The following is a 20,072-nucleotide window of genomic DNA, read 5'->3' as shown; positions in this document are numbered from 1 at the left end:
TGTGTTCCTCCATAGTTTACAAAATAATAAGTTCTTTTGATGAATGAGTTAGCAGTTCATTACCTGTCTCTGTGATTAAAATATCGTCTTCGATACGAACACCACCGATTCCTGGTAAATACACTCCTGGTTCAATCGTTACGGCCATACCTGGCTCTAAAATCGCTTCTGAACGCATCGATAAGCCAGGGCCTTCATGTACTTCAAGACCAATCCCATGTCCTAATGAATGACCAAATGCCTCGCCATAGCCTTTTTCTGTTAAGTAGTTACGTGCAATCGCATCTGCTTGGATCCCTGTTAAGCCAGGGCCAACCTTTTCAAGTGCTAAAAGCTGGGAAGCAAGTACTGCGTTGTACATATCCACTAATTTTTCAGATGGCTCGCCAACTGCCACAGTACGTGTAATATCCGAGATATAGCCATTGTACAGTGCTCCATAGTCTAAAGTAACAAAGTCGCCTTTTTCAATCACTTTATTCGTTGCAACGCCATGTGGTAATGCTGAGCGAAGACCAGACGCAACAATTGTATCAAACGAGGACTGAGTTGCTCCTTGTTTACGCATGAAAAATTCTAATTCATTCGAAACTTCAAGCTCTGTTTTACCTGGCTTGATGAAGTTTAAGATATGTGTATATGCGTGATCAGCAATTTCACACGCAACCTTAATAATATTAATCTCTTGTTGCGTCTTAATCAAGCGAATTTTTTCAATTAGCCCAGAAATCGGTACTAAATCAGCTTGAATTTTATTTTTATATAACTCATATGTGCCATAGCTAACAGTATCTTTCTCAAAGCCCAATAATTTGATACCCATGTTTTTTACTTGCGTTGCAATTTCTTCAATGATCGTCGCCTCATGCTTGACAATTCTGAAATCTTGAACTTGAGCAGCTGCTTGCTCTGTATAACGAAAATCCGTGATAAACACAGCATCATTTTGAGACACGATTGCTACGCCCGCTGTCCCTGTAAAACCAGTCATATAACGACGGTTGTATCCGTTCGTAATTAAAATGCCATCGAGATTTTGTTCCTGAAGTGTCTTACGTAGCTTTTGTAATTTCAACATAATCAATTCTCCCTCTCAATAAATGTGCGTAGTGCCAGTTCATAGCCTTTCGTACCTAGTCCAGAGATTTGACCAAGGCATGCCGGAGCGAGATAAGAATGATGACGGAAAGCCTCACGTTTATGGATATTTGAAATATGTACTTCTATAACCGGCACAGAAATCCCTGCAATTGCATCATGTAAAGCTATGCTTGTATGGGTATATGCACCGGGATTAAAGATAATACCATCATATTTTTCGTCCTCTGCCTCATGTACCCAATCAACAAGAACCCCTTCATGATTAGATTGACGAAACTCGACAGTGGCACTAAAAGACGCCGCAAGATTCTGAACATTATTTTTCACATCTTCTAATGTCTCATAACCATAAATATGTGGCTCTCGTTTACCTAGTCGATTTAAGTTTGGTCCATTCAAACATAATAACTTCACGCATATTCGCCTCTTTCTATGTACTTGCCATTATTTTATCATACAAGAAGCATACAGCAACTAATTTCCTTTTTGCGCTGTATGCTCCTTTTGATGAAAATTTGCAGTTTCAAGCAAGAAACGTAATAGACAAATAACAATGACCATGAAAGGAATCGACAGTTTTTTAAAAGAAGAAGATTGTAAAGGCAAATCAAGAACAAACCATTCTAATGTGATTGACACAAAAAGGCCAAGTAAAAAAGAAGATAGCACAGCTGGGATAATATAAACATATCTCAACGTAATGTATAACAAAAATCCAATCATGAATAAGACTAGGATGAAAAAGCTCCATTGAAATAGTTTTGAGCTGCCTTCGAATAAATCCCACTTCTTATAAAAACCTATTGGATTCCATTTAATGAGATGAAAGTAATGAAGCCCCTTTAAACATAATGCAAAAACAAGTGCACCGACGAGCGATGTTATACTAGCTACTCTCAAGTAAAATCCTCCTAACTTGTACCACGAGTTTATTTTCAAACGTTAATCATTTCCTAAACTGTACGATTAGTGTAACCATATAGAAATTTTACTATGCGTAACTCTAGAGGTTTTTCACTAAATTTAGTACAATGGTACAGTTGAAATATATAAAGAGAGTGGTGTTAGCCTTGAGCAATTCACCTGTATACGGGGGACAAGCACAATTAGAAGGTGTAATGTTCGGAGGAAAGGAACATACGATTACTGCCATTCGCCGTAACGATGATTCCATCGATTATTATCATTTTAAAAAAGTTCAAAAACCTATTTTACAAAAGCTTAAAAAAATTCCATTGGTACGAGGCGTAGTAGCGCTGATTGAATCAGCTGGTTTAGGCTCTCGCCATATGCAATTTTCAGGGGACCGTTACGACGTTACACCTGGTGAAGAAGAAGAACATAAAGAGGAAGGCTCAAGACTGCAAATGATTTTAGGGGTTGCAGTTGTAGGTATCCTTTCCTTTTTATTTGGTAAGTTTGCCTTTACATTAATTCCAGTATTTATTGCGGATTTTTTCTCTAAATGGATTGAGGGCAAAACTGGCCAAATTTTACTTGAAAGTGGCATTAAACTATTTTTACTACTTACCTATTTATATTTTATATCTTTAACACCACTTATTAAACGAGTATTCCAATATCATGGTGCAGAACATAAAGTTATCAATTGCTATGAAGCTGGTATGGATATAACAGTGGAAAATGTACAAGCACAATCACGCTTACACTATCGTTGTGGTAGTAGTTTTATGCTGTTCACTGTGTTTGTCGGCATGTTTTTATATTTCTTCGTGCCAACTGATCCGCTTTGGTTACGCATTGTGGACCGTATATTATTAATTCCAGTTGTTCTTGGGATATCATTTGAAGTACTTCAAGCTACTAATGCATGCCGTAATATGCCAGTGTTACGCTTCCTTGGCTATCCAGGCTTATGGCTACAATTACTAACAACACGTGAGCCGAAAGACGACCAAGTTGAAGTAGCCATCGCATCCTTCAATATGCTACTTCAAGTTGAGCAACAACCAGAAATCGCAGCTACTTTGAATCATGATTAACAATTAAAGGACAAGTCCAACAGATACTTTTTGTTGGACTTGCCCTTTTTATGTTAGAGATTAGTTATGATAATGGCTGTACAGAAATTATTTGTTGCTTTGCTTTCTCGTACTCTTCTTCCAATGTTATGAGTATTTCACGAACGGACTCTCGTTTGTCAATATTGGTGATACCATGTCCGGCTGACCAAATATCTCGCCATGCCTTGACATTAACAAGATGTGTTAAATCAATATCTTCTCTTGGCTTCAATGTCGCTGGATCAATACCCTCCTTTAATAAGGATGGAATTAACACATTAACATGGACACCGCTAAAAGCATCTGTATATAAAATATCAGAAGTACCACTTTCAATTACCATATTTTTGTACTCATCAGGTGCATTCCCTTCATCACAAGCTAAAAATCGAGTACCCATATAGGCATAGTCTGCTCCCATTATTTGAGCAGCTAGTACGTCTGCACCGCTAGAGATGGAACCTGATAAAATGACCGTTCCCGTAAAGAATTTCTTAACAGCAGATACAAAGCCAAATGGATTCAGTTGCCCGCCATGCCCACCAGCACCTGCACAAACAAGAATCAGTCCGTCCACACCAGTTGCAGCAGATTTTTCGGCATGCTTAACGTTCGCAACATCTGCATAAACCTTCCCTCCATAGCCGTGTACAATGTCCAAAACTCTCTTTGGATTGCCTAGTGAAGTAATGACAATTGGTGGCTGAAATTGTTCGATTAACTGTAAATCTTCTTCAAAACGTGTATTCGCTACAGGATGACAAATAAAGTTAACTGCCCATTGCTCAGAAGGTAGCGCCTTTTTTATTTCTTCAAGCCACTCAGCACAAACTGAAGCCGGTCTTGCATTTAATAACGGAAATGAACCAATAGCCCCTGCTTTACTAGCCTCAATAACCATCTTAGGATTAGAAACTAAAAACATCGGAGCAACTATAATTGGTAAACTAGACATACACTCTCCCCCTTTATACTTATAACATTTCGAGAGATTTTCTGAAAATCCTACTAAATAAATTCAAATTTTAATTCTGCCCCCGCATCTTCCGTTGAAATAACAAGGTAGCGATCATAAAAATAAAGACCGTATACCCTAAAACGATAGCGAGCGGAACGAAAACATCTGAATATGCTCCACTTAGAACTGCACGTGCCGCATGAACAGCATGGACGAATGGCAAAAATTGCGTGATAGATTGAAATGTACCACCTATCATGTCAGGTTCAAACCATATACCACTAAACCAAGTTGATAAATTGACAAATATCGCGAAGATACCCCCCACCTGTTTGTCCGTAAAAATTGTGCCAAGTAATAAACCAAAACCAATATATAATAAGGAAATTACAATAAGTACACCTACCATTAAAAGGACAGATATATTGAAGGTTAATCCTAAAAATACGGCTGTGAGTAAACAGAAAATAATTTGCAATAATGCAATTGGTAGTAGAGGTAGGACATAGCCCAAAATATAATCGCGTGCTAACATAGGAGAAGCAAAAATTCGCATTAAAAAGGAAGAGCTCTTATCCTTGCCGAGTAACATACCGGAAAAAAGAGTAAGAAATGAGAAGCTAAAAACAATAACACCTGGTGTGAGATTACTAATTTCATATAATGCAACTGGCATATTTTTTTGCATGACAGAAAATAGCCACATAAGAAGCATTGGTAAGCCCATGCCAAAAATGAGTGTTAACGGATCGCGTACTATTTCCTTATGATTTCTTGTTGCAAATACACTTGCTTTCATAGTGATTCCTCCTCTGTAAGCTCTAAAAATACATCTTCTAAAGACTCCTTTTTTGTTTCTTGCATTAATTCCTGAATTGTACCAAGAGCACGTAATTTCCCTCGATGCATAATGCCTACACGATCTGCCAGCATCTCGACCTCTTCTAAATAGTGAGTCGTTAAGACAATCGTTACATGACCTTTTAACTGATTTAGTATTTTCCATAAATCGCGACGTGCACGTACATCCATACCTAAAGTTGGTTCATCTAGGAAAAGTATTTTTGGATTAGACATCATAGCCATCGCAACACTTAAGCGACGCATATAGCCGCCCGATAACGTTTTAGCTTTACTAGACTGACGAGGAGTCAAGCCAAATACATTCATTTGTGTGCTTGCTCGTTTCTGTGCCTCTGTTTTTGAGCATCCATAAATTCGGCCCATTAATAGCAGATTCTCTACTACTGTTAAATTCGGTGCAACTGCTGTTTCCTGCGGAGAAATATTTAATTTCTTTTTAGCAGCGACTTGATGATGAACTATACTTTCACCATCTAAAAGAGCATCTCCAGCTGTTGGTGATAAAAGTCCACAAAGCATTTTAATCGTTGTCGTCTTCCCGGCTGCATTTTGCCCGAGAAGTGCAAAGAATTCCCCACGTTTTATAGTTAAAGATAATTGATTCACTACTACATGTTCCTTATACTGCTTTGTTAAGCTCTTAATTTCAATTGTCATGAGAATCACCTTTCTCTATTAGCATGGCATTAATTTTTTCTATATCACGCTTTGACAGCTTATATTGAAATAACCATGTCACCACATATGTTCCTAAGAAGCTTGCTAATAAGGAACAAACATTGGCCATCGTTTTCGGCATCCATAAAATCATCACAATAGGTATCCAAATAATTGCCGTTACAAAAAAATGTACAATAAATTGCTTCAGCATTCCCCATCTAGCCATTTCAAAAAATAGTGCAGCTAAAGCGAAAGTTATCCCAATCAAACCAGTCAACAAAACTTGAGTGATTATTGCGATTATTTCATTTGTAAATAATGCTCGAAATTCGGGAACTACCCAAGCGTAACTTCCTTGCGCGATCCCAATTGATACAAAGAATTGCACTACTTGCCCTAGTACAGCACCAATGACAAATCCACCTATAATACGCATTAGTAAGTCTTTTTGCACGTTTTTCACCTCATAGTCCTAATTGCTTCTTAATTTTCGTTACATAGCGCCTTGAAGCGTATGTTTTAATCCCACCTTTTAGCTCAACTCCGATTGTTCCAGTTTTACTAATGTCCATATGTATAATCATATTTCGATTGACCATTTCAGCATTTGAAATTCGTAAAAATAGCTGTGTATTCAGCTTTTCTTCAAGCTCATACAAGCGATAACGTACATTGTAAATACCAACCATCGTTTGAACGAAAACTTTCTTTTGTTCCGTATAAATGCGCACAATGTCCTCGCAGTTAATAAATTCAACACCTCTATGTGATAAAACCGATAACGTATTCATTTCAGCGGAAGCGATACACTGCATGAGATTTTCTATTTCATCGGTCATCTTATCTGTATGAATAGTCACTTTAGGTTCTTTGTATGCCGGGTCAATCGACACTTCTACCTTCATATCATCACAGTCCTTTCATTCGTTTTCACTATAAAATTTTTATGTAGTTATGTAAATGGATTTTCGACGACTGGTCGTTTATACGGGATAAGTGGTTTGGACACCCCCCTCAAAGGAGGGATACTTCCGTAGTTGGAGTTTGTCTAAATGACGATAAAAAAGTGCCTATCCATCTTATTGACAAGATAGATGTTGGTTTGGAATAAAGTTTGATTATAAATCACTTTAAACACTTGATTTAACTGCATTTAAAAAGCTATCGTTTTGAATAAAGATTGATCAAAACGATAGCTCTCTTTTATTTATAATGATTGTTTTTTATAAAACAGATTGATCAAAGTTAAATACAAAATGTTGATTTAACAGTATTTCCTTGATTTTGATACGCTCAAAACGGTGCGACTTTATTTCAAACAGTACAACTTTATTTCCTTTTTCGATACATTTTAAACGCTTGGAAATACAAGGGAGAGCATACTCTTATTCGATTAGATTCATTTCTAATTTTTTCTGTACAGCTTTAATCATTCGAGCAGATCCATAGCAAGTTTCGCCATTTTCCATTAGAATTTCTTTCTTTTTTAAGTCCATTTCCTGAATATTGTCGATATTTACTACGAAAGAATTATGGCAACGAATGAAGCCTTCATATTCTTTTTCTATGTCTTTCAGCTTCCCATAAAACTCCACTTGACGATTATCCAAATGTAAAACAACTTTATGTAATGGGGAGGATTCAAAAAACATGATATCATCATAGTTGACACTAATAATTTTATCTGCAATTCTTTGAACGAATTTTTTATTGGATGTTTTGTTCATTACTTGCTTTCTTTCATTTGTCACCTTCAAACAGCTAACAATCTTGCTCTGTACAGAATCGACATCATCTTTAATAATAAAATCCATCGCGGCTACTTTATAAATGAAATTTAAATAAGTAAGTTCTGAGTGGGTTGTGATAAAAACAATATCACCTATTGGATCAATTTTTCTGATTTCCGCGCCAAGTGTGATACCATTCATCTCATAATTCAAGTCGATATCAAGAAAATATAAACCAGGTCGATTACTCTCCTTTATGTAGGCTAATATTTCTTCTGGATCTGCGGTTGTTAGTACCAGTTGCATATCAAGGTTTTCAATCATTATGTAATTTGAAACATACCTGGCTATCTTTTCTCTTTGTTCCTTTTGATCTTCACAAATAAAAACATCAATCATCTCAATCCCTCACTTTAAAATTACAATTTCCTGCTTAAAAAATTCATCCTCTATAAATGTATCCAACTGTGTGTTATTTTCTTGATCAACCATTTTCTTCAGGCTAGTCAGCCCCAATCCTCGATTTTCTCCTTTTGTTGAGAAACCTTTTTCGAAATATTGAAAGAGCTTATGTCCAGTATCTTTGAACGTATTCCAAACTACAAAGGACACGGATTGTTCAAACTCCACAAACCCCACTCGAACCGTACCCTTTTCTACTTCTTCTGCTGCTTCAATGGCATTGTCTAAAATAATTCCGATACAGCGGCACAACAGTACACTATCCATATTCAGATAATGAATTTCGTTAGGACATTCAAAAACCACATCTATCCCCTTTTCCTGTGCTGTAATCAGTTTGGAAGATACCAAACCTTTTACTTCTGGGATTTTAATTTGAGACAATCCCCTCATTTTAAAATCATTGTCACGAATCTTTTGACTGACGCGCATAATATTGTCATTAAAATAGCTTTCTAAAGCAGTCATATCTCGATTGGTGATGTATTCTGACATAGAAGACAGGATATTGATGTAATCATGGCGGAAAGTTCGCATTTCATTATAGTTTTTTTCCAGCTGTTCAGTGTACATTTGTAGACTGTTTAGCTCAATTTCCTTTTCCCTCATCTCAAACTGCTTTCTAAAGGTATATACTAGAAACGACAAACTAACAGCAAAAATAACAAAATAGATAAATAAGTACATCGTATTCATCAATACCAGCTTATTTTGATTTCCTGTTAATCGTACATAAACAATCATTGTAAAATAAATCAAATATGTAAAAAGACCCAAAAAAGCTGCAATTCGCGTTAAATTCTTATCATCTGCATCTTTCTCAAAAATTCGGACGGTAATTTTTTTCCAAAAGACTATAAATATAAAGCCAATACTCATTGTAATAAATTGATGAAGTAATGTCGCTGAAAAAATGGTTCGAAAGGTATATATTTTGTATATATTTCATTTTGTTCTTGATATCGTTAAAAAGTTAGGCTCTGCCTAACCCCACAACCATTTTGGAGGCACTTTTTCCTTATGCTCTTTCTTTACATTTAATATAATTTAAGACCAAGGCTGTTATTTAAATAACAGCCTTGGTCTTTTCCGTATATCTTCTTCATATGGTGTTATTTCGATTAAGTATCCTTCGCCTACTTCACCGTTGTGTAGGGTATAACTGAGTTGTTTTCTGCCACCGTAGTTAATTGTTCAAGGGTTTTCCATTCAACAATTTTTTCATATTCTTTTCCGTTGATACTAAAACTAATTTTTATTCTTCGTTCACTGTCTTCTTTTACCTCTTCTCCTAATACTAATTTAAGCACAATTTTACCATCACCATCTATTTCTAAATCTTTTATATTTTTCAATTCTCCAACATCTGACTCACCATATATCCCTAATTTCTTTAACGGGTCCGCACCAAAGAATTCATATTTTATACCATCTTCCTCGTATGTAATAGGCTTTTCATCTTTTTTTATCAACTTTATAGATTCTATTGTTACATGTGATTTTCCTGACCAATTAATTGGAACAACCAAATAATAAGTTTCTTTCTTCCAATCAGCGCCAAAGTTACCTAAAAGAAATTCACCGTTTACAGCTTTGTCCTGCTCGTTACAACCTACTACTGAAACCAAACAGAATAAGACACTAAAATATAATAGAAATTTTTTCATATAAATACTCCTTTAAAAATATTTTATTAATAAAATAATATTATAATACGACCAAAGAAAAAACGTGAGAACTAGAATCGGTTTTCGATAACAAGCTTAACCATCTATTTGCTGGAATACGATATCTTACTATAAATAAGCATTACTGTTTAGGATGAAGTCTTATATCATGGCTTAGCTCGTGCTGCTTCTAATGATAGTTATACTTCAAAGGTTGTTACAGAAACTACTGGTTCAGGTTATGGTAAAGCTTCTTTAAAGGCTCGATTAAATGTTTATTCATCTGGTACTTTTCGTGAAATTAAAGGTGTTCTAAACACTTGGTGGGAACAAGGAAGTGCAGCTACATATTTTGAGCAACAGAATGGAACTACTATTCCTACAAGTGGTAAATGGCCAGCAACCAAAGTAAATATAAGTGGAAATGCAACTCTTACTGCTCAAACTAGTCAAGAAATGTCAGCCGGATTCGAGAAGGCTGGTTTCAGTATATCATTTGGCTTTGGAGGCAACTACTATGCTCGTAAAAACGTCAACTTATCATATAATTATTCACTTTATTAAAAAGAAATAATTTTTGTACCGCGTTAAAAAGTACTCTATAAGTTAGACACTAAAAGTTCTAATTTATAGGGTACTTTTATTTATAATAAACATGGCAATTAGATGAGCAAAGCGTATGTAAAGGTATTGTTTGTTAGGGATTTTTCTTATGCAGTATTTTATACACGCTACAGCCAGTAAAACCGCTGAAAAATGCTGTAAACTTAACAATGTATAAAATTCTGCATACACAATAAATTGTTTTGTAATAGAAAAGGAAGTAATACCAAAGGTTTGATCCTTGGTATTACTTCCTTTTTCAGTTGTTATGTCAACTCGAATTGCATGGAGTTGTATAATTCTTTAAATGTTTTTTATAAATCTAGAGCATTAGCTTCTTCTTGTGTAAGACCTCGATAAATTCCGCAACCTTCTTCACGATTCCAGTCAATTTGTAAGAATGGAAACCCAGATTTAGTTCCACCAGAGATTCTTAACCAACGTCCAGGTCAACTAAAATATTTTGAACTATTTAGAATAAAATTAGTTGTTTTAGGATCATTTAGTATGTTTGATAATAAGAATATCTTCCATATCAGGCTCCTTTTTAGCTCTAATCTAGATTTTATAAAACTATTTAAAGTACTTTAAAGGGTAGCTCCTGGATAATTCTTTTTGAAAATCATCACATATATCGATTTCGTTATAAAATTTGAAGAATATAATCTATTCAGTTATAGTATTAATACGGAACATTTGGGAAAATATGTAGTTTTTTAGGGGGAGAGAATGAAATACAAGCTGCTCATTATTTTTCTGTAAGTTATTACCAAAAACAATTACCTTACCGTCATTATAATCTTTAATCGTCATTAAATTTTCCAAGAATGTCGATTTCCCAGCACCATTTTTACCGATAACACCAATAATTTCACCTTTTTTAGCAGTAAAGTCTATTCCTTTCAGAACAGCTTTTTTCCCATAGTTCTTTGTTAAATTTTCTACCTTTACATTGTAATCCTGCATGGTTCACCCTCCTAATTTACATACATACTATAACTCGAGAATTCTACTGTTTTTAATTCCATGCATACAAGCTGCTCCTCTATACTTAGATGTCCAAAGTATCTGATCTAGGTGTTCTATTTTCATTCATAACTGTCAAAAAGGTTCCCTGTGACAACACTTATTTTACAAGTTCAGCTGATTTGAACAGACAGACTGCTTCATGATTAGCAAATTACCTTCTCCTTTAGATGTTCTATGAAACTCTAATAGACCACCTACTGTTCACCAAGTAGGTTATGAAGGGATACTTCACGTTTCTGTCAGACCTCCCCAGCTAAGCACATACACTTTCACACCATCTATCCACCTTATTTACTCGATATGGTCTTCGAAAGAAAGCGCTTTGTTTTATTGAGCAAACTCAATCGAATCTGGCCTTATATGAGTAGTTGTGTTCCTCGGGCAGGTGTGTTGCTTTCTTCGGAGATTGGGACTTGCACCCTAGAGTTCATGAGCAAGCTGAGTACACCACAAAAAAAAGCACCAGCAAGATGCTGATACTTTAGGTCTGTTAAATAGATAATCAAATGGTTTTTTATTAAATTGATAGAAATTCATGCTGTCTATTTGTTTTAATACCTTTTATCTTCCTAACGATGAAACATCCAGAAAGTTTAACTACGCCATATAATCCGCAGCCACTCCAGAGCCACGACCTTCTTTAATCCATTTTCACACTTTCGATGTTCTGGTTCTTTTGGACAAAAAAAAAACCTCCTTTAGATAATCATATCCAAAGGAGGGAAACGGTTAAACTTTATTTAAAATCTACAATAGACACTTTTTCAATATTTTATAGGCCACATTTTAACTGTGCAGCGCAGTTTGTACATGTATTACAGCCACCGATTTCTTCTACAGTTCCTTTGCGGCATACTGGACAAGTATTCCCTACATCCGAACCAATAACTGTTGTCGATTCTAATGCTTGAATCGTATCTATTAATACAACAGGACGCTTCGTTGGTACTTCTACTAATTCTTCTTCAAATGATAGTTGATCCATATCATTTTCTTCAGCCTTAAGTGTCAGTACTTGTGAATCACGGCTACCATCTACATAAACCGTACCACCTTTAGCGCCACCTTTATATAAGCGCTCGTATACTTTTTCAACTTGTTGTACTGTATAACCTTTTGGTGCGTTTACAGTTTTTGAAATAGATGAATCAATCCATTTTTGGATGATACATTGTACATCAGCATGTGCCTCTGGTTTTAACTCCATCGCCGTAACGAACCAATCAGGAAGGTTATTCTCATCTACTCCCGGATGACGTTCTAAATATTCTTGAACGATTTCTGCTTTTACCTCGATGAATTTACCTAGACGACCTGAACGGTAATATGTGAACGAGAAGTATGGCTCAAGACCTGTTGCCACGCCAACCATCGTACCAGTAGAACCAGTTGGAGCTACTGTCAGTAAATGCGAGTTGCGAATACCTGTTGCTAAAATTTGCTCTTTAATGTGCGCAGGCATTTTTTGCATAAAGCCTGTTTCAGTAAATGCTTTACGTAAACGTGCTGTCTCTTCCTCTGTTGCTCCTACAAGGAATGGGAAGCTACCGCGTTCTTTTGCAAGCTCTGTTGACGCCTCATAAGCAGTCTCAGCAATCGTTTTAAAGATTTCATCAACTAGCTCATTCCCCGCTTCTGAGCCATATTCTTTCTCACAATAAATTAGTAAGTCCGCTAAGCCCATTACACCTAAGCCAACACGACGCTCACCTAGAGCTTGTACACGGTTTTCTTCTAAGAAGTAAGGTGTAGCATCAATAACATTATCTTGCATACGAACACCAACACGAACTGTTTCACGTAGTGCTTCGTAATCAATCGTTTGATCTTCTTTATTTGCAAACTGTGCTAAGTTCACAGCTGCTAAGTTACACACAGAATATGGTGCAAGTGGTTGTTCCCCACATGGGTTTGTCGCTACAACGCTTTGACCATAAGCTTTTGCGTTTGTCATGTCATTGGCGTTGTCGATGAAGAAAATACCTGGCTCTGCAGAGTACGTTGCACAAACGTTGATTAAATTCCATAATTCCTGCGCTTTAATCGTACGGTATGTACGTACTTTATAGCCCATTTTCTCCCATTCGCGCACGTCGCCAACTTTATGCCACTCACTATTGTAAATAGCCATTTCTTCTTTTGTATATTCTTCAACAGCTGGGAAACGAAGCTCGAATTCAGCGTCATTTTCAACTGCTTCCATAAATTCTTTTGTTAATGTTACAGAAATATTTGCACCAGTTAAAAACTCTGAATTGTGAACAGTATAAGTACCGCCATCGCGTAGTTTGTTTTCCGCTTCACGAATAATAGCCGTATCAAAACCGCCTAAGCCTTCGATACCTTTATAGTTAACAATACCTTGGTACATAGCTTCCTCTTGAGATGAAAGAGGTTTAAAGTTTAATTTTTCTTTTGCTAGACGAATAATTGTTTTATCCGTTGTATTTTCGATTAGGTATCGTAGAATACGTGGATTTTGCATTTTTGAAATAATAAATTCCACGATATCAGGATGCCAATCTGCCAGCATAATCATTTGTGCCCCACGCTTTTTGTTACAAAAAAGTATTTTAAAATACTTTTTAGATGTGGTCATTTCTGCCACATTCTTATGCTTTCACATAAGATCAGACTATATCATCAAAGAATACTGTTCTTTGTCTCGCGCCTCATAAGAGCGTCACCGCCTCATATGATTTACTTCTTTCATACTTTGTCAAGCTTAGAAAGGTTCAATAGTCGTTGAACGTTCATCTACGTTTCCATAGATGCTTCGCTGCTGATTGCCCAATCTTTTCTTTTTTCAAGCATTCACGCCTAACTTCACAGTTTACGTTGTAGCAAGAAAAGCTCTCAGGGTGTTCCAGCAATTCACGAGATTTTAATCCCGCCGTTTTCGGTTAACGGGAACCACCTTGTTCAACAAGATGAGTCAGTTTCGCAATATCATCTAACCATGATACAGAACCAGACGATTTACCATTTACACCACGTGCTAAAGTGTTACGTGGACGCAATGTTGAACCATTTGTTCCTACACCACCACCGCGGCTCATAATTTCCATCACTTGCTTACGGTGATCACTTATTCCTTCACGTGAATCTGCTACAAATGGCATTACGTAACAGTTGAAGAAGGTTACATCCGTTTCTGATCCAGCTCCGTAAATAACTCGTCCAGCTGGAATGAATTTTAATGAAACTAGCTGCTCATAAAACTTCTCAAACCATTCTTGGCGCTTCTCTTGTGTTTTTTCAACAGAAGCAAGCCCTGTTGCATTTCGTTTTGTGATTTGTTCATAAAATATTTCAAGAGGCTTTTCTAGCACGTCAATTGAACGCGTAATCACACCCGTTTCTTGCTCTTTCGGATCATCTATAGCACTACGGTAATCTTCCTCAATCAAAATTTCCGCTGTTTTAGTAGACATATCAAGCTTTTGGATTGTCCCTAGACCACGTGCAGGGAATTTTGGATCTGCCTTCACTGTTAAGACGACGAAATCACCGGCTTTTAACGTTTTCTTCTCCGTATCCTTAAACGAGTAGCGATCGATCATCACAAGTCTTGATACACCTTTATGCGTAATGTGCATATCAGGTGTTACAGGATGAACCTGTGGAAATTGTTCAATATCTTTGTTTAACTGTTCAAATTTGTTTACTTCGGGTTGATGATTTGTGAGTACCATCGTTTTGCCTCCCTTATTTTCTTCATTACAAATATAAATACACAATATCATGTGCGTTAAACACTACATATTGTGTATATGTCTTAAAAAAAGATACTATATATAGTTTTTTAATTCAACTCTTGCAATTTCGAACAGAATGCGAACTGCTTGTTATCACAAGGGTTGAACGATAAAAAAATATTTTTCTTATACCATTTTTTATTTTTTGAAGTTCCAATCATCACATGCATATTTTTTTTCTTCTAGTGCATGTACATATTCTAATTGCTCCTCAGAAAGTGTAAATGGTTTTAAACCAATTTGCAACGATTTTGCAAAACCATCTCTAAAAGCTGTCACACATTGTTCAATAGTCACGGGTTCTTTAACAAAATTATTGATAGCAACCGCTTTCTCAGGCATCTTTCTACGCATACGTGCCTTCGCCTCTTCACTTGAAAAATTGAAGACAGACAATAATTTTTCTTGATCTAAATCAAGTAAAATAGCTCCGTGCTGTAAAATAACACCTTTTTGACGAGTTTGTGCACTACCTGCTACTTTTTTACCTTCTACTACAAGCTCATACCAACTTGGCGCATCAAAGCAAACTGCACTTTTAGGTTTCTTTAAGTCCGCTCTTTGTTCTTCGGTATTAGGCACACTAAAATACGCATCCATACCTAGATTATGAAAACCTTGCAATATCCCTTCGCTTAACACTCTATATGCCTCTGTCACTGATTCAGGCATATCTGGATAGCTTTCTGAAACAATGACGCTATATGTCAACTCATGTTCATGCAAAACGGCTCTACCACCTGTTGGTCGACGAACAAAGCCTAAACCTTGTTCTTGTACAGCCTCGAAATTAATATCTCTTTTCGCCTGCTGAAAATAGCCAATCGAAAGAGTTGCTGGCTCCCACTCATAAAAACGAATGACTGGTGGAATTAAACCTTCACTATGCCAATCGAGTAATGCTTCGTCTAATGCCATATTGAAAGATGGGCTACATTTCCCTGAATTTAGAAAATACCAAGTTGTCATATTTTCATCTCCTACGAATATTAAATTATCCTTTGCGAATGTGTACAAAATAAAGCTCATCGCCATAGCGTGTGGTTGATTTCCGTTACGGCTGGGCGCTTTCCTGGGGGCGTCCGATGAGCCGCTTCGCTTCGCTGCAGGGTCTCATCTGTGACGCTGATCCCCGAGGAGTCGCCCAGCCTTCACTCCAATCAACCTATATATGGCATACGTTTTAGCAAATGCCATCCGACTCCTGGAGATGAGCCAAAAATAATGTTTCTCAAAATTTTGACACTCTGCGTTTAGTTCTATTTCTTTATTGAAGTAATCATCCACCTAAGTCTAAAAATGTGGTGGAATGATTCTGTGACCTTTCACTAATAACATCCATACATATAGATAGATTAATTCTAGCCACAATCTAATTAATTTTATCAAACTCATTGGACTATCGCTAGCGCATCTTTTATAATAATAAAGAAGATAGAAAGGGGTAAGAAATTTTGTTGAACATACTTATCACAATCGGTGTTATTTTAGTAGTCGTAATTGCATATATCGGCATCAATGCACTACGACTAAAAAAAGCCGTAACAAACCTAACACAAGAACAATTTATTGAAGGCTATCGTAGAGCACAGCTTATCGATGTACGTGAGCAAAAAGAATTTGATGCAGGTCACATTCTTGGTGCACGAAATGTTCCTTCAACAACTCTACGTCAACGTCACAAAGAAATTCGCCCAGATTTACCAGTATATTTATACTGTCAAAATACAGGCCGTAGCGCACGTGCTGCTCTATTTCTTAAAAAACGTGGCTACAACCAAATTTACCAACTTCAAGGCGGCTTCCGTACTTGGACAGGTAAAATAAAGTCCAAAAAATAATTTTAAAAAATCGTTAAGGCATTCGTGACTACTATATCACTTTGTTTTAAACGAAAAGAAACCATCTCAAATGACTATGAGATGGTTTACTTTTTGCGAAAAATTCTGAGTTTCTACTATATTATATTTATTATTTAACGTCTGACAACTTATTTCTTGCTCACCAAGTTCTTGATCGTACATAGGCCAGAAAAAAGTAGAGCAACAACGTGAGGCAATATAATGCTCACATTCAACTTCCTATACCCAAATTCTAGCTGCTTCCCTCACACGTTCCTCGCCTCTTTTAACCCTTCATACCAAACACTAACTATTATCCATATTTTAACGTATGTCTAAAAATACTATTTTTCGTAAAATATTTACCTAGACGAACTCCAATCTTCTTTTTTTCAGAAAATGACTGAAATTTACCCTTGAATAATTATGGTAGCACTGATAGGATGTATAATATCTTAAAATAATGTCATCAAGACATACAATACAAGCTATGAATGCTATGGATAAAACTATAGCAGGAGCAGTTCTGGAGAGAGCGCATTTTGCGTCGCCGAAGGGTTCACTATCTCAGGCAAAAGGACAGAGGAGTAATATCAACTTTCATCATGAAAGCTATACCACACGAATGTTTTCTTTTTTTGCATACAACATTCGCAATTGGTATTTGTTATTCTGTCGTTTACGAGACTAGTGTCACTACTAGTCTCTTTTTTATTTCCAGTCATAGTTTTTACGTATCTTTGAGGGGGAGCAACGTGGAACAACAACAACAATTAAAACGTGATTTAAAAAATCGCCATGTGCAGCTCATTGCGATTGGCGGAACAATCGGTACTGGTTTATTTTTAGGCTCTGGTAAAGCCATTGCTTTAGCGGGACCTTCCATCATCTTTGCCTATCTAATTGTCGGAACCGCCTTATTTTTCGTCATGCGGGCGTTAGGTGAACTGTTATTATCAAATGCTGGCTATACATCATTTACTGATTTCGCATCCGAATACATAGGTCCTTGGGCAGGTTACATCACCGGCTGGACATACTGGTTCTGCTGGATTATGACCGCTATGGCAGATATTATTGCTGTCGGCGTTTATGTACAATATTGGTTTGATATACCACAATGGGTGCCTGCAATTGGCTGTTTAGTACTGTTATTAATGTTGAATTTATTAACTGTAAAACTATTTGGCGAACTAGAGTTTTGGTTTGCACTTATAAAAGTCATTACAATTGTTGCATTGATTGTGATTGGACTATTCATGTTATTTACAGGTTTTCAAACAAGCTCTGGTACAGTTTCTGTTGAAAATCTTTGGGCACATGGCGGGTTATTCCCGAATGGCATACACGGATTCCTAATGGCATTCCAAATGGTTGTTTTCGCTTTTGTTGGTGTCGAGTTAGTAGGGGTTTCTGCTGCTGAAACGGCCAATCCCAAAAAAAACATTCCTTCTGCCATTAACAAAATTCCAATACGCATTTTATTATTCTACGTAGGGGCGTTATTTGTTATTTTATGCATTAATCCTTGGAATGAAATGTCTGCCTCTAGTAGTCCATTTGTACAAGTATTTACACTAGCTGGTATTCCAATTGCTGCAGGTATTATAAATTTTGTCGTTCTAACATCTGCTGCTTCGGCTGGTAATAGTGGTTTATTTTCTACAAGCCGCATGCTTTTTAATCTTGGAAACAACAAGCAAGCTTCGCCAATGTTTGCAAAGCTCAATAAAAACAGTGTACCAAGTAACGCACTTGTTGTGTCTGCAATTGTTGTATCCGCTGGTGCATTACTAAGTAAATTAATGCCTGAAAACGCCTTTAGTGTTGTGACAACAATTAGTGCCATTTGCTTTATCTGGGTGTGGAGTATTATTTTAATCTCTCATATCATCTATAAACGTAAAAATCGTGCACTTCATGAAGCATCAATTTTCAAGGCACCTTTCACTCCGTTCGTAAACTATTTAGTACTTGCTTTCTTTGCATTTCTATTAGTAGTGATGTTCATTTCAGAGGCAACTCGTACAGCATTACTATTGACACCAATTTGGTTTATTTTGCTGCTGATTATTTATAAGATGAAAAGAAAGAAAGCAATACGCTAGTTGTATTGCCCTGGATAGGGACACTTTAAGCAATGTGAAGCTATTCAGGGCTTTTTTATTGCAAATTAACGGTATAATATTGGCGGATGTTTAGAAATCCGCTGAATGAAGTAAAAAAAGATGACTCCATATACTGAAGTCATCTTTCTTTCATTGGTTAAAAAATATTCATATTCCACTCGGTAGCGATATGCTTAAGTAAATTCACTCCGGCTACGCTGTTCCCGATGTCATCAATTGCTGGTCCATATATGCCAATACCGCACCCAGCAGGAAAAGGTGAATCTAAGCCTGCATGACTTGGCACAGCCGCCAAAATCGCTCCAGAAACGCCACTTTTAGCGGGTAACCCGATAAATGCAGCAAATTTACCAGAAGCATTATACATACCGCAAGTAACCATCAATGCCTTTGCTAATTTTGCTACTTGCTTTGGAAAGAGCTGTTTATTTAATAGAGGGTGGTAGCCATCATTGGCGATGACTAAACCAATCATCGCTAAATCTGAAACATTTACTTCAATAGCACACTGTTTCAAATAAACCTCTAATGCCTCCTCTACGGGACAGTCTAAAAAGCCAGAATCCATTAAATAATAGGCTAATGAACGATTTCGATTTGCAGTTTGCCACTCCGATTGATAAACCTCTTCATTAACCTTTAATTCCTTGCCAACCATTTGTTCTAAAAATTGGAGAATTTTCGAAACCTTCTCTTGCGGAGAATTTCCGTCAAGCATAGAGGATACTGTAATTGCTCCTGCATTAATCATTGGATTAAAAGGTTTTCCAGGCTGATGGCTTTCTAAACGAATGATTGAATTGAAGGTGTCACCTGTAGGTTCAACATCTACTCGTTCTAAAACAAAAGGTAATCCTCGTTCCATACACGCTAAAATAAATGTAACGACCTTTGAAACACTTTGTAGCGTAAATAGTTCCGTTGTCTCTCCGGCTTTCATTTCGTCATTATTAGTTCCGATAATCGAAATCGCTAATTGATTTGGATCTTTTTCCGCTAAAGCGGGAATATAGCTTGCGCATTTCCCCTCTTTTGCATAAGAACGAAACTGTTCCACCCATTCTGCCGCAAGGTGATTATTATTGTGATTGATATGTTCTGTCGGCATTTTGTGATCTCCTTTCAAAAAACGGCATTTTACGCCATAACTACTCAATAAGTACACTTAACTAAGAAAAAACTTAATAATAGGCAAAAACAGAGTCTCCATAGTTTACCCTACGAAGACTCTTTTTGGTATAACTTT

17 protein-coding genes, 2 pseudogenes and 1 riboswitch are annotated in these 20,072 nt (G+C 36.6%); of the genes and pseudogenes, 3 read left to right on the top strand and 16 right to left on the bottom strand.

Going from position 1 to position 20,072, the window contains the following annotated elements; genetic code table 11:
- Nucleotides 1-16 precede the first annotated feature (16 nt).
- The 3 genes from ACQKN2_RS12155 to ACQKN2_RS12145 are packed head-to-tail and all read right to left on the bottom strand — an operon-like array spanning nucleotide 17 to nucleotide 2,001.
- Nucleotides 17-1,078: a M24 family metallopeptidase gene (locus ACQKN2_RS12155; protein WP_427415210.1), complete on the bottom strand. Its 1,062-nt coding sequence runs from the start codon at nucleotides 1,076-1,078 to the stop codon at nucleotides 17-19.
- Nucleotides 1,079-1,080: 2 nt separating this feature from the next.
- The gene (gene aroQ, locus ACQKN2_RS12150) at nucleotides 1,081-1,515 is read right to left on the bottom strand and encodes a type II 3-dehydroquinate dehydratase (RefSeq protein WP_427415209.1); all 435 of its coding nucleotides are present in this window, start codon (nucleotides 1,513-1,515) and stop codon (nucleotides 1,081-1,083) included.
- A 60-nt stretch (nucleotides 1,516-1,575) separates the two neighbouring features.
- Entirely contained in the window at nucleotides 1,576-2,001 is a 426-nt protein-coding gene (locus ACQKN2_RS12145; protein ID WP_427415208.1) for a hypothetical protein, read from the bottom strand.
- Between the two features lie 131 nt (nucleotides 2,002-2,132).
- Here ACQKN2_RS12145 and ACQKN2_RS12140 point away from each other — a divergent pair, with 131 nt between their 5' ends.
- On the top strand, nucleotides 2,133-3,104 hold the full coding sequence (locus ACQKN2_RS12140; protein WP_427415207.1) for a DUF1385 domain-containing protein: 972 nt from the start codon (nucleotides 2,133-2,135) through the stop codon (nucleotides 3,102-3,104).
- A 64-nt stretch (nucleotides 3,105-3,168) separates the two neighbouring features.
- On the opposite strand, the gene ACQKN2_RS12135 is transcribed toward ACQKN2_RS12140, so the two are convergent.
- From ACQKN2_RS12135 to ACQKN2_RS12080, 12 genes and pseudogenes are all read right to left on the bottom strand, one after another.
- Complete coding sequence (locus ACQKN2_RS12135) at nucleotides 3,169-4,080, bottom strand: NAD(P)H-dependent flavin oxidoreductase (RefSeq protein ID WP_427415206.1); 912 nt, start codon at nucleotides 4,078-4,080, stop codon at nucleotides 3,169-3,171.
- 70 nt (nucleotides 4,081-4,150) lie between these two features.
- A complete protein-coding gene (locus ACQKN2_RS12130) occupies nucleotides 4,151-4,882 on the bottom strand; it encodes an ABC transporter permease (RefSeq protein ID WP_427415205.1) in 732 nt (243 codons plus the stop codon).
- The gene (locus ACQKN2_RS12125; protein ID WP_427415204.1) at nucleotides 4,879-5,604 is read right to left on the bottom strand and encodes an ABC transporter ATP-binding protein; all 726 of its coding nucleotides are present in this window, start codon (nucleotides 5,602-5,604) and stop codon (nucleotides 4,879-4,881) included. Before ACQKN2_RS12125 ends, ACQKN2_RS12130 begins: the two co-directional genes overlap by 4 nt.
- Nucleotides 5,594-6,061 carry a DUF3021 domain-containing protein gene (locus ACQKN2_RS12120; RefSeq protein ID WP_427415203.1) on the bottom strand — a complete coding sequence of 156 codons (468 nt, stop codon included), beginning with the start codon at nucleotides 6,059-6,061 and terminating at the stop codon, nucleotides 5,594-5,596. Before ACQKN2_RS12120 ends, ACQKN2_RS12125 begins: the two co-directional genes overlap by 11 nt.
- Before the next feature lie 10 nt (nucleotides 6,062-6,071).
- Complete coding sequence (locus tag ACQKN2_RS12115; RefSeq protein WP_427415202.1) at nucleotides 6,072-6,512, bottom strand: LytTR family DNA-binding domain-containing protein; 441 nt, start codon at nucleotides 6,510-6,512, stop codon at nucleotides 6,072-6,074.
- A gap of 480 nt (nucleotides 6,513-6,992) precedes the next feature.
- Nucleotides 6,993-7,736: a LytR/AlgR family response regulator transcription factor gene (locus ACQKN2_RS12110; RefSeq protein WP_427415201.1), complete on the bottom strand. Its 744-nt coding sequence runs from the start codon at nucleotides 7,734-7,736 to the stop codon at nucleotides 6,993-6,995.
- A 9-nt stretch (nucleotides 7,737-7,745) separates the two neighbouring features.
- Nucleotides 7,746-8,678: a sensor histidine kinase gene (locus ACQKN2_RS12105; protein WP_427415200.1), complete on the bottom strand. Its 933-nt coding sequence runs from the start codon at nucleotides 8,676-8,678 to the stop codon at nucleotides 7,746-7,748.
- A 257-nt stretch (nucleotides 8,679-8,935) separates the two neighbouring features.
- Nucleotides 8,936-9,466, bottom strand: coding sequence for a hypothetical protein (locus ACQKN2_RS12100; RefSeq protein WP_427415199.1), 531 nt, complete (start codon nucleotides 9,464-9,466; stop codon nucleotides 8,936-8,938).
- A gap of 1,269 nt (nucleotides 9,467-10,735) precedes the next feature.
- The gene (locus ACQKN2_RS12095) at nucleotides 10,736-11,035 is read right to left on the bottom strand and encodes an ATP-binding cassette domain-containing protein (RefSeq protein ID WP_427415198.1); all 300 of its coding nucleotides are present in this window, start codon (nucleotides 11,033-11,035) and stop codon (nucleotides 10,736-10,738) included.
- Between the two features lie 835 nt (nucleotides 11,036-11,870).
- Nucleotides 11,871-13,652 (bottom strand): annotated as a pseudogene (locus ACQKN2_RS12090) (vitamin B12-dependent ribonucleotide reductase); the annotation flags it as partial.
- Nucleotides 13,653-14,004: 352 nt separating this feature from the next.
- Nucleotides 14,005-14,793: pseudogene (locus ACQKN2_RS12085) on the bottom strand (ribonucleotide reductase N-terminal alpha domain-containing protein); the annotation flags it as partial.
- Nucleotides 14,794-14,994: 201 nt separating this feature from the next.
- Nucleotides 14,995-15,825, bottom strand: a complete 831-nt coding sequence (locus tag ACQKN2_RS12080; RefSeq protein WP_427415197.1) for a lipoate--protein ligase family protein — start codon at nucleotides 15,823-15,825, stop codon at nucleotides 14,995-14,997.
- 488 nt (nucleotides 15,826-16,313) lie between these two features.
- On the opposite strand from ACQKN2_RS12080, the gene ACQKN2_RS12075 reads away from it, so the two are divergent.
- Both ACQKN2_RS12075 and ACQKN2_RS12070 read left to right on the top strand, forming a co-directional pair.
- A complete protein-coding gene (locus ACQKN2_RS12075; RefSeq protein WP_323647197.1) occupies nucleotides 16,314-16,697 on the top strand; it encodes a rhodanese-like domain-containing protein in 384 nt (127 codons plus the stop codon).
- A gap of 516 nt (nucleotides 16,698-17,213) precedes the next feature.
- Nucleotides 17,214-17,290: riboswitch (glycine riboswitch) on the top strand.
- A 162-nt stretch (nucleotides 17,291-17,452) separates the two neighbouring features.
- A complete protein-coding gene (locus ACQKN2_RS12070; RefSeq protein WP_427415196.1) occupies nucleotides 17,453-18,805 on the top strand; it encodes an amino acid permease in 1,353 nt (450 codons plus the stop codon).
- A 157-nt stretch (nucleotides 18,806-18,962) separates the two neighbouring features.
- Here ACQKN2_RS12070 and ACQKN2_RS12065 read toward each other — a convergent pair whose 3' ends face one another.
- Nucleotides 18,963-19,934 (bottom strand): glutaminase, encoded by a 972-nt coding sequence (locus ACQKN2_RS12065; protein ID WP_427415195.1) that lies wholly within the window; start codon nucleotides 19,932-19,934, stop codon nucleotides 18,963-18,965.
- Nucleotides 19,935-20,072: the final 138 nt, after the last annotated feature.

This window comes from Lysinibacillus sp. NPDC093688, from assembly GCF_050280145.1.
GTDB lineage: Bacteria > Bacillota > Bacilli > Bacillales_A > Planococcaceae > Lysinibacillus > Lysinibacillus xylanilyticus_B.
This window is presented reverse-complemented; position numbering and strand designations above follow the sequence as displayed.

Bases quoted from the DNA above. Each gene is read 5' to 3' on its own strand.
- ACQKN2_RS12155 (WP_427415210.1), bottom strand. From the start codon at position 1,078: ATGTTGAAATTACAAAAGCTACGTAAGACACTTCAGGAACAAAATCTC.
- ACQKN2_RS12140 (WP_427415207.1), top strand. From the start codon at position 2,133: ATGGTACAGTTGAAATATATAAAGAGAGTGGTGTTAGCCTTGAGCAAT.
- ACQKN2_RS12135 (WP_427415206.1), bottom strand. From the start codon at position 4,080: ATGTCTAGTTTACCAATTATAGTTGCTCCGATGTTTTTAGTTTCTAAT.
- ACQKN2_RS12130 (WP_427415205.1), bottom strand. From the start codon at position 4,882: ATGAAAGCAAGTGTATTTGCAACAAGAAATCATAAGGAAATAGTACGC.
- ACQKN2_RS12125 (WP_427415204.1), bottom strand. From the start codon at position 5,604: ATGACAATTGAAATTAAGAGCTTAACAAAGCAGTATAAGGAACATGTA.
- ACQKN2_RS12115 (WP_427415202.1), bottom strand. From the start codon at position 6,512: ATGAAGGTAGAAGTGTCGATTGACCCGGCATACAAAGAACCTAAAGTG.
- ACQKN2_RS12110 (WP_427415201.1), bottom strand. From the start codon at position 7,736: ATGATTGATGTTTTTATTTGTGAAGATCAAAAGGAACAAAGAGAAAAG.
- ACQKN2_RS12105 (WP_427415200.1), bottom strand. From the start codon at position 8,678: ATGAGTATTGGCTTTATATTTATAGTCTTTTGGAAAAAAATTACCGTC.
- ACQKN2_RS12100 (WP_427415199.1), bottom strand. From the start codon at position 9,466: ATGAAAAAATTTCTATTATATTTTAGTGTCTTATTCTGTTTGGTTTCA.
- ACQKN2_RS12095 (WP_427415198.1), bottom strand. From the start codon at position 11,035: ATGCAGGATTACAATGTAAAGGTAGAAAATTTAACAAAGAACTATGGG.
- ACQKN2_RS12080 (WP_427415197.1), bottom strand. From the start codon at position 15,825: ATGACAACTTGGTATTTTCTAAATTCAGGGAAATGTAGCCCATCTTTC.
- ACQKN2_RS12065 (WP_427415195.1), bottom strand. From the start codon at position 19,934: ATGCCGACAGAACATATCAATCACAATAATAATCACCTTGCGGCAGAA.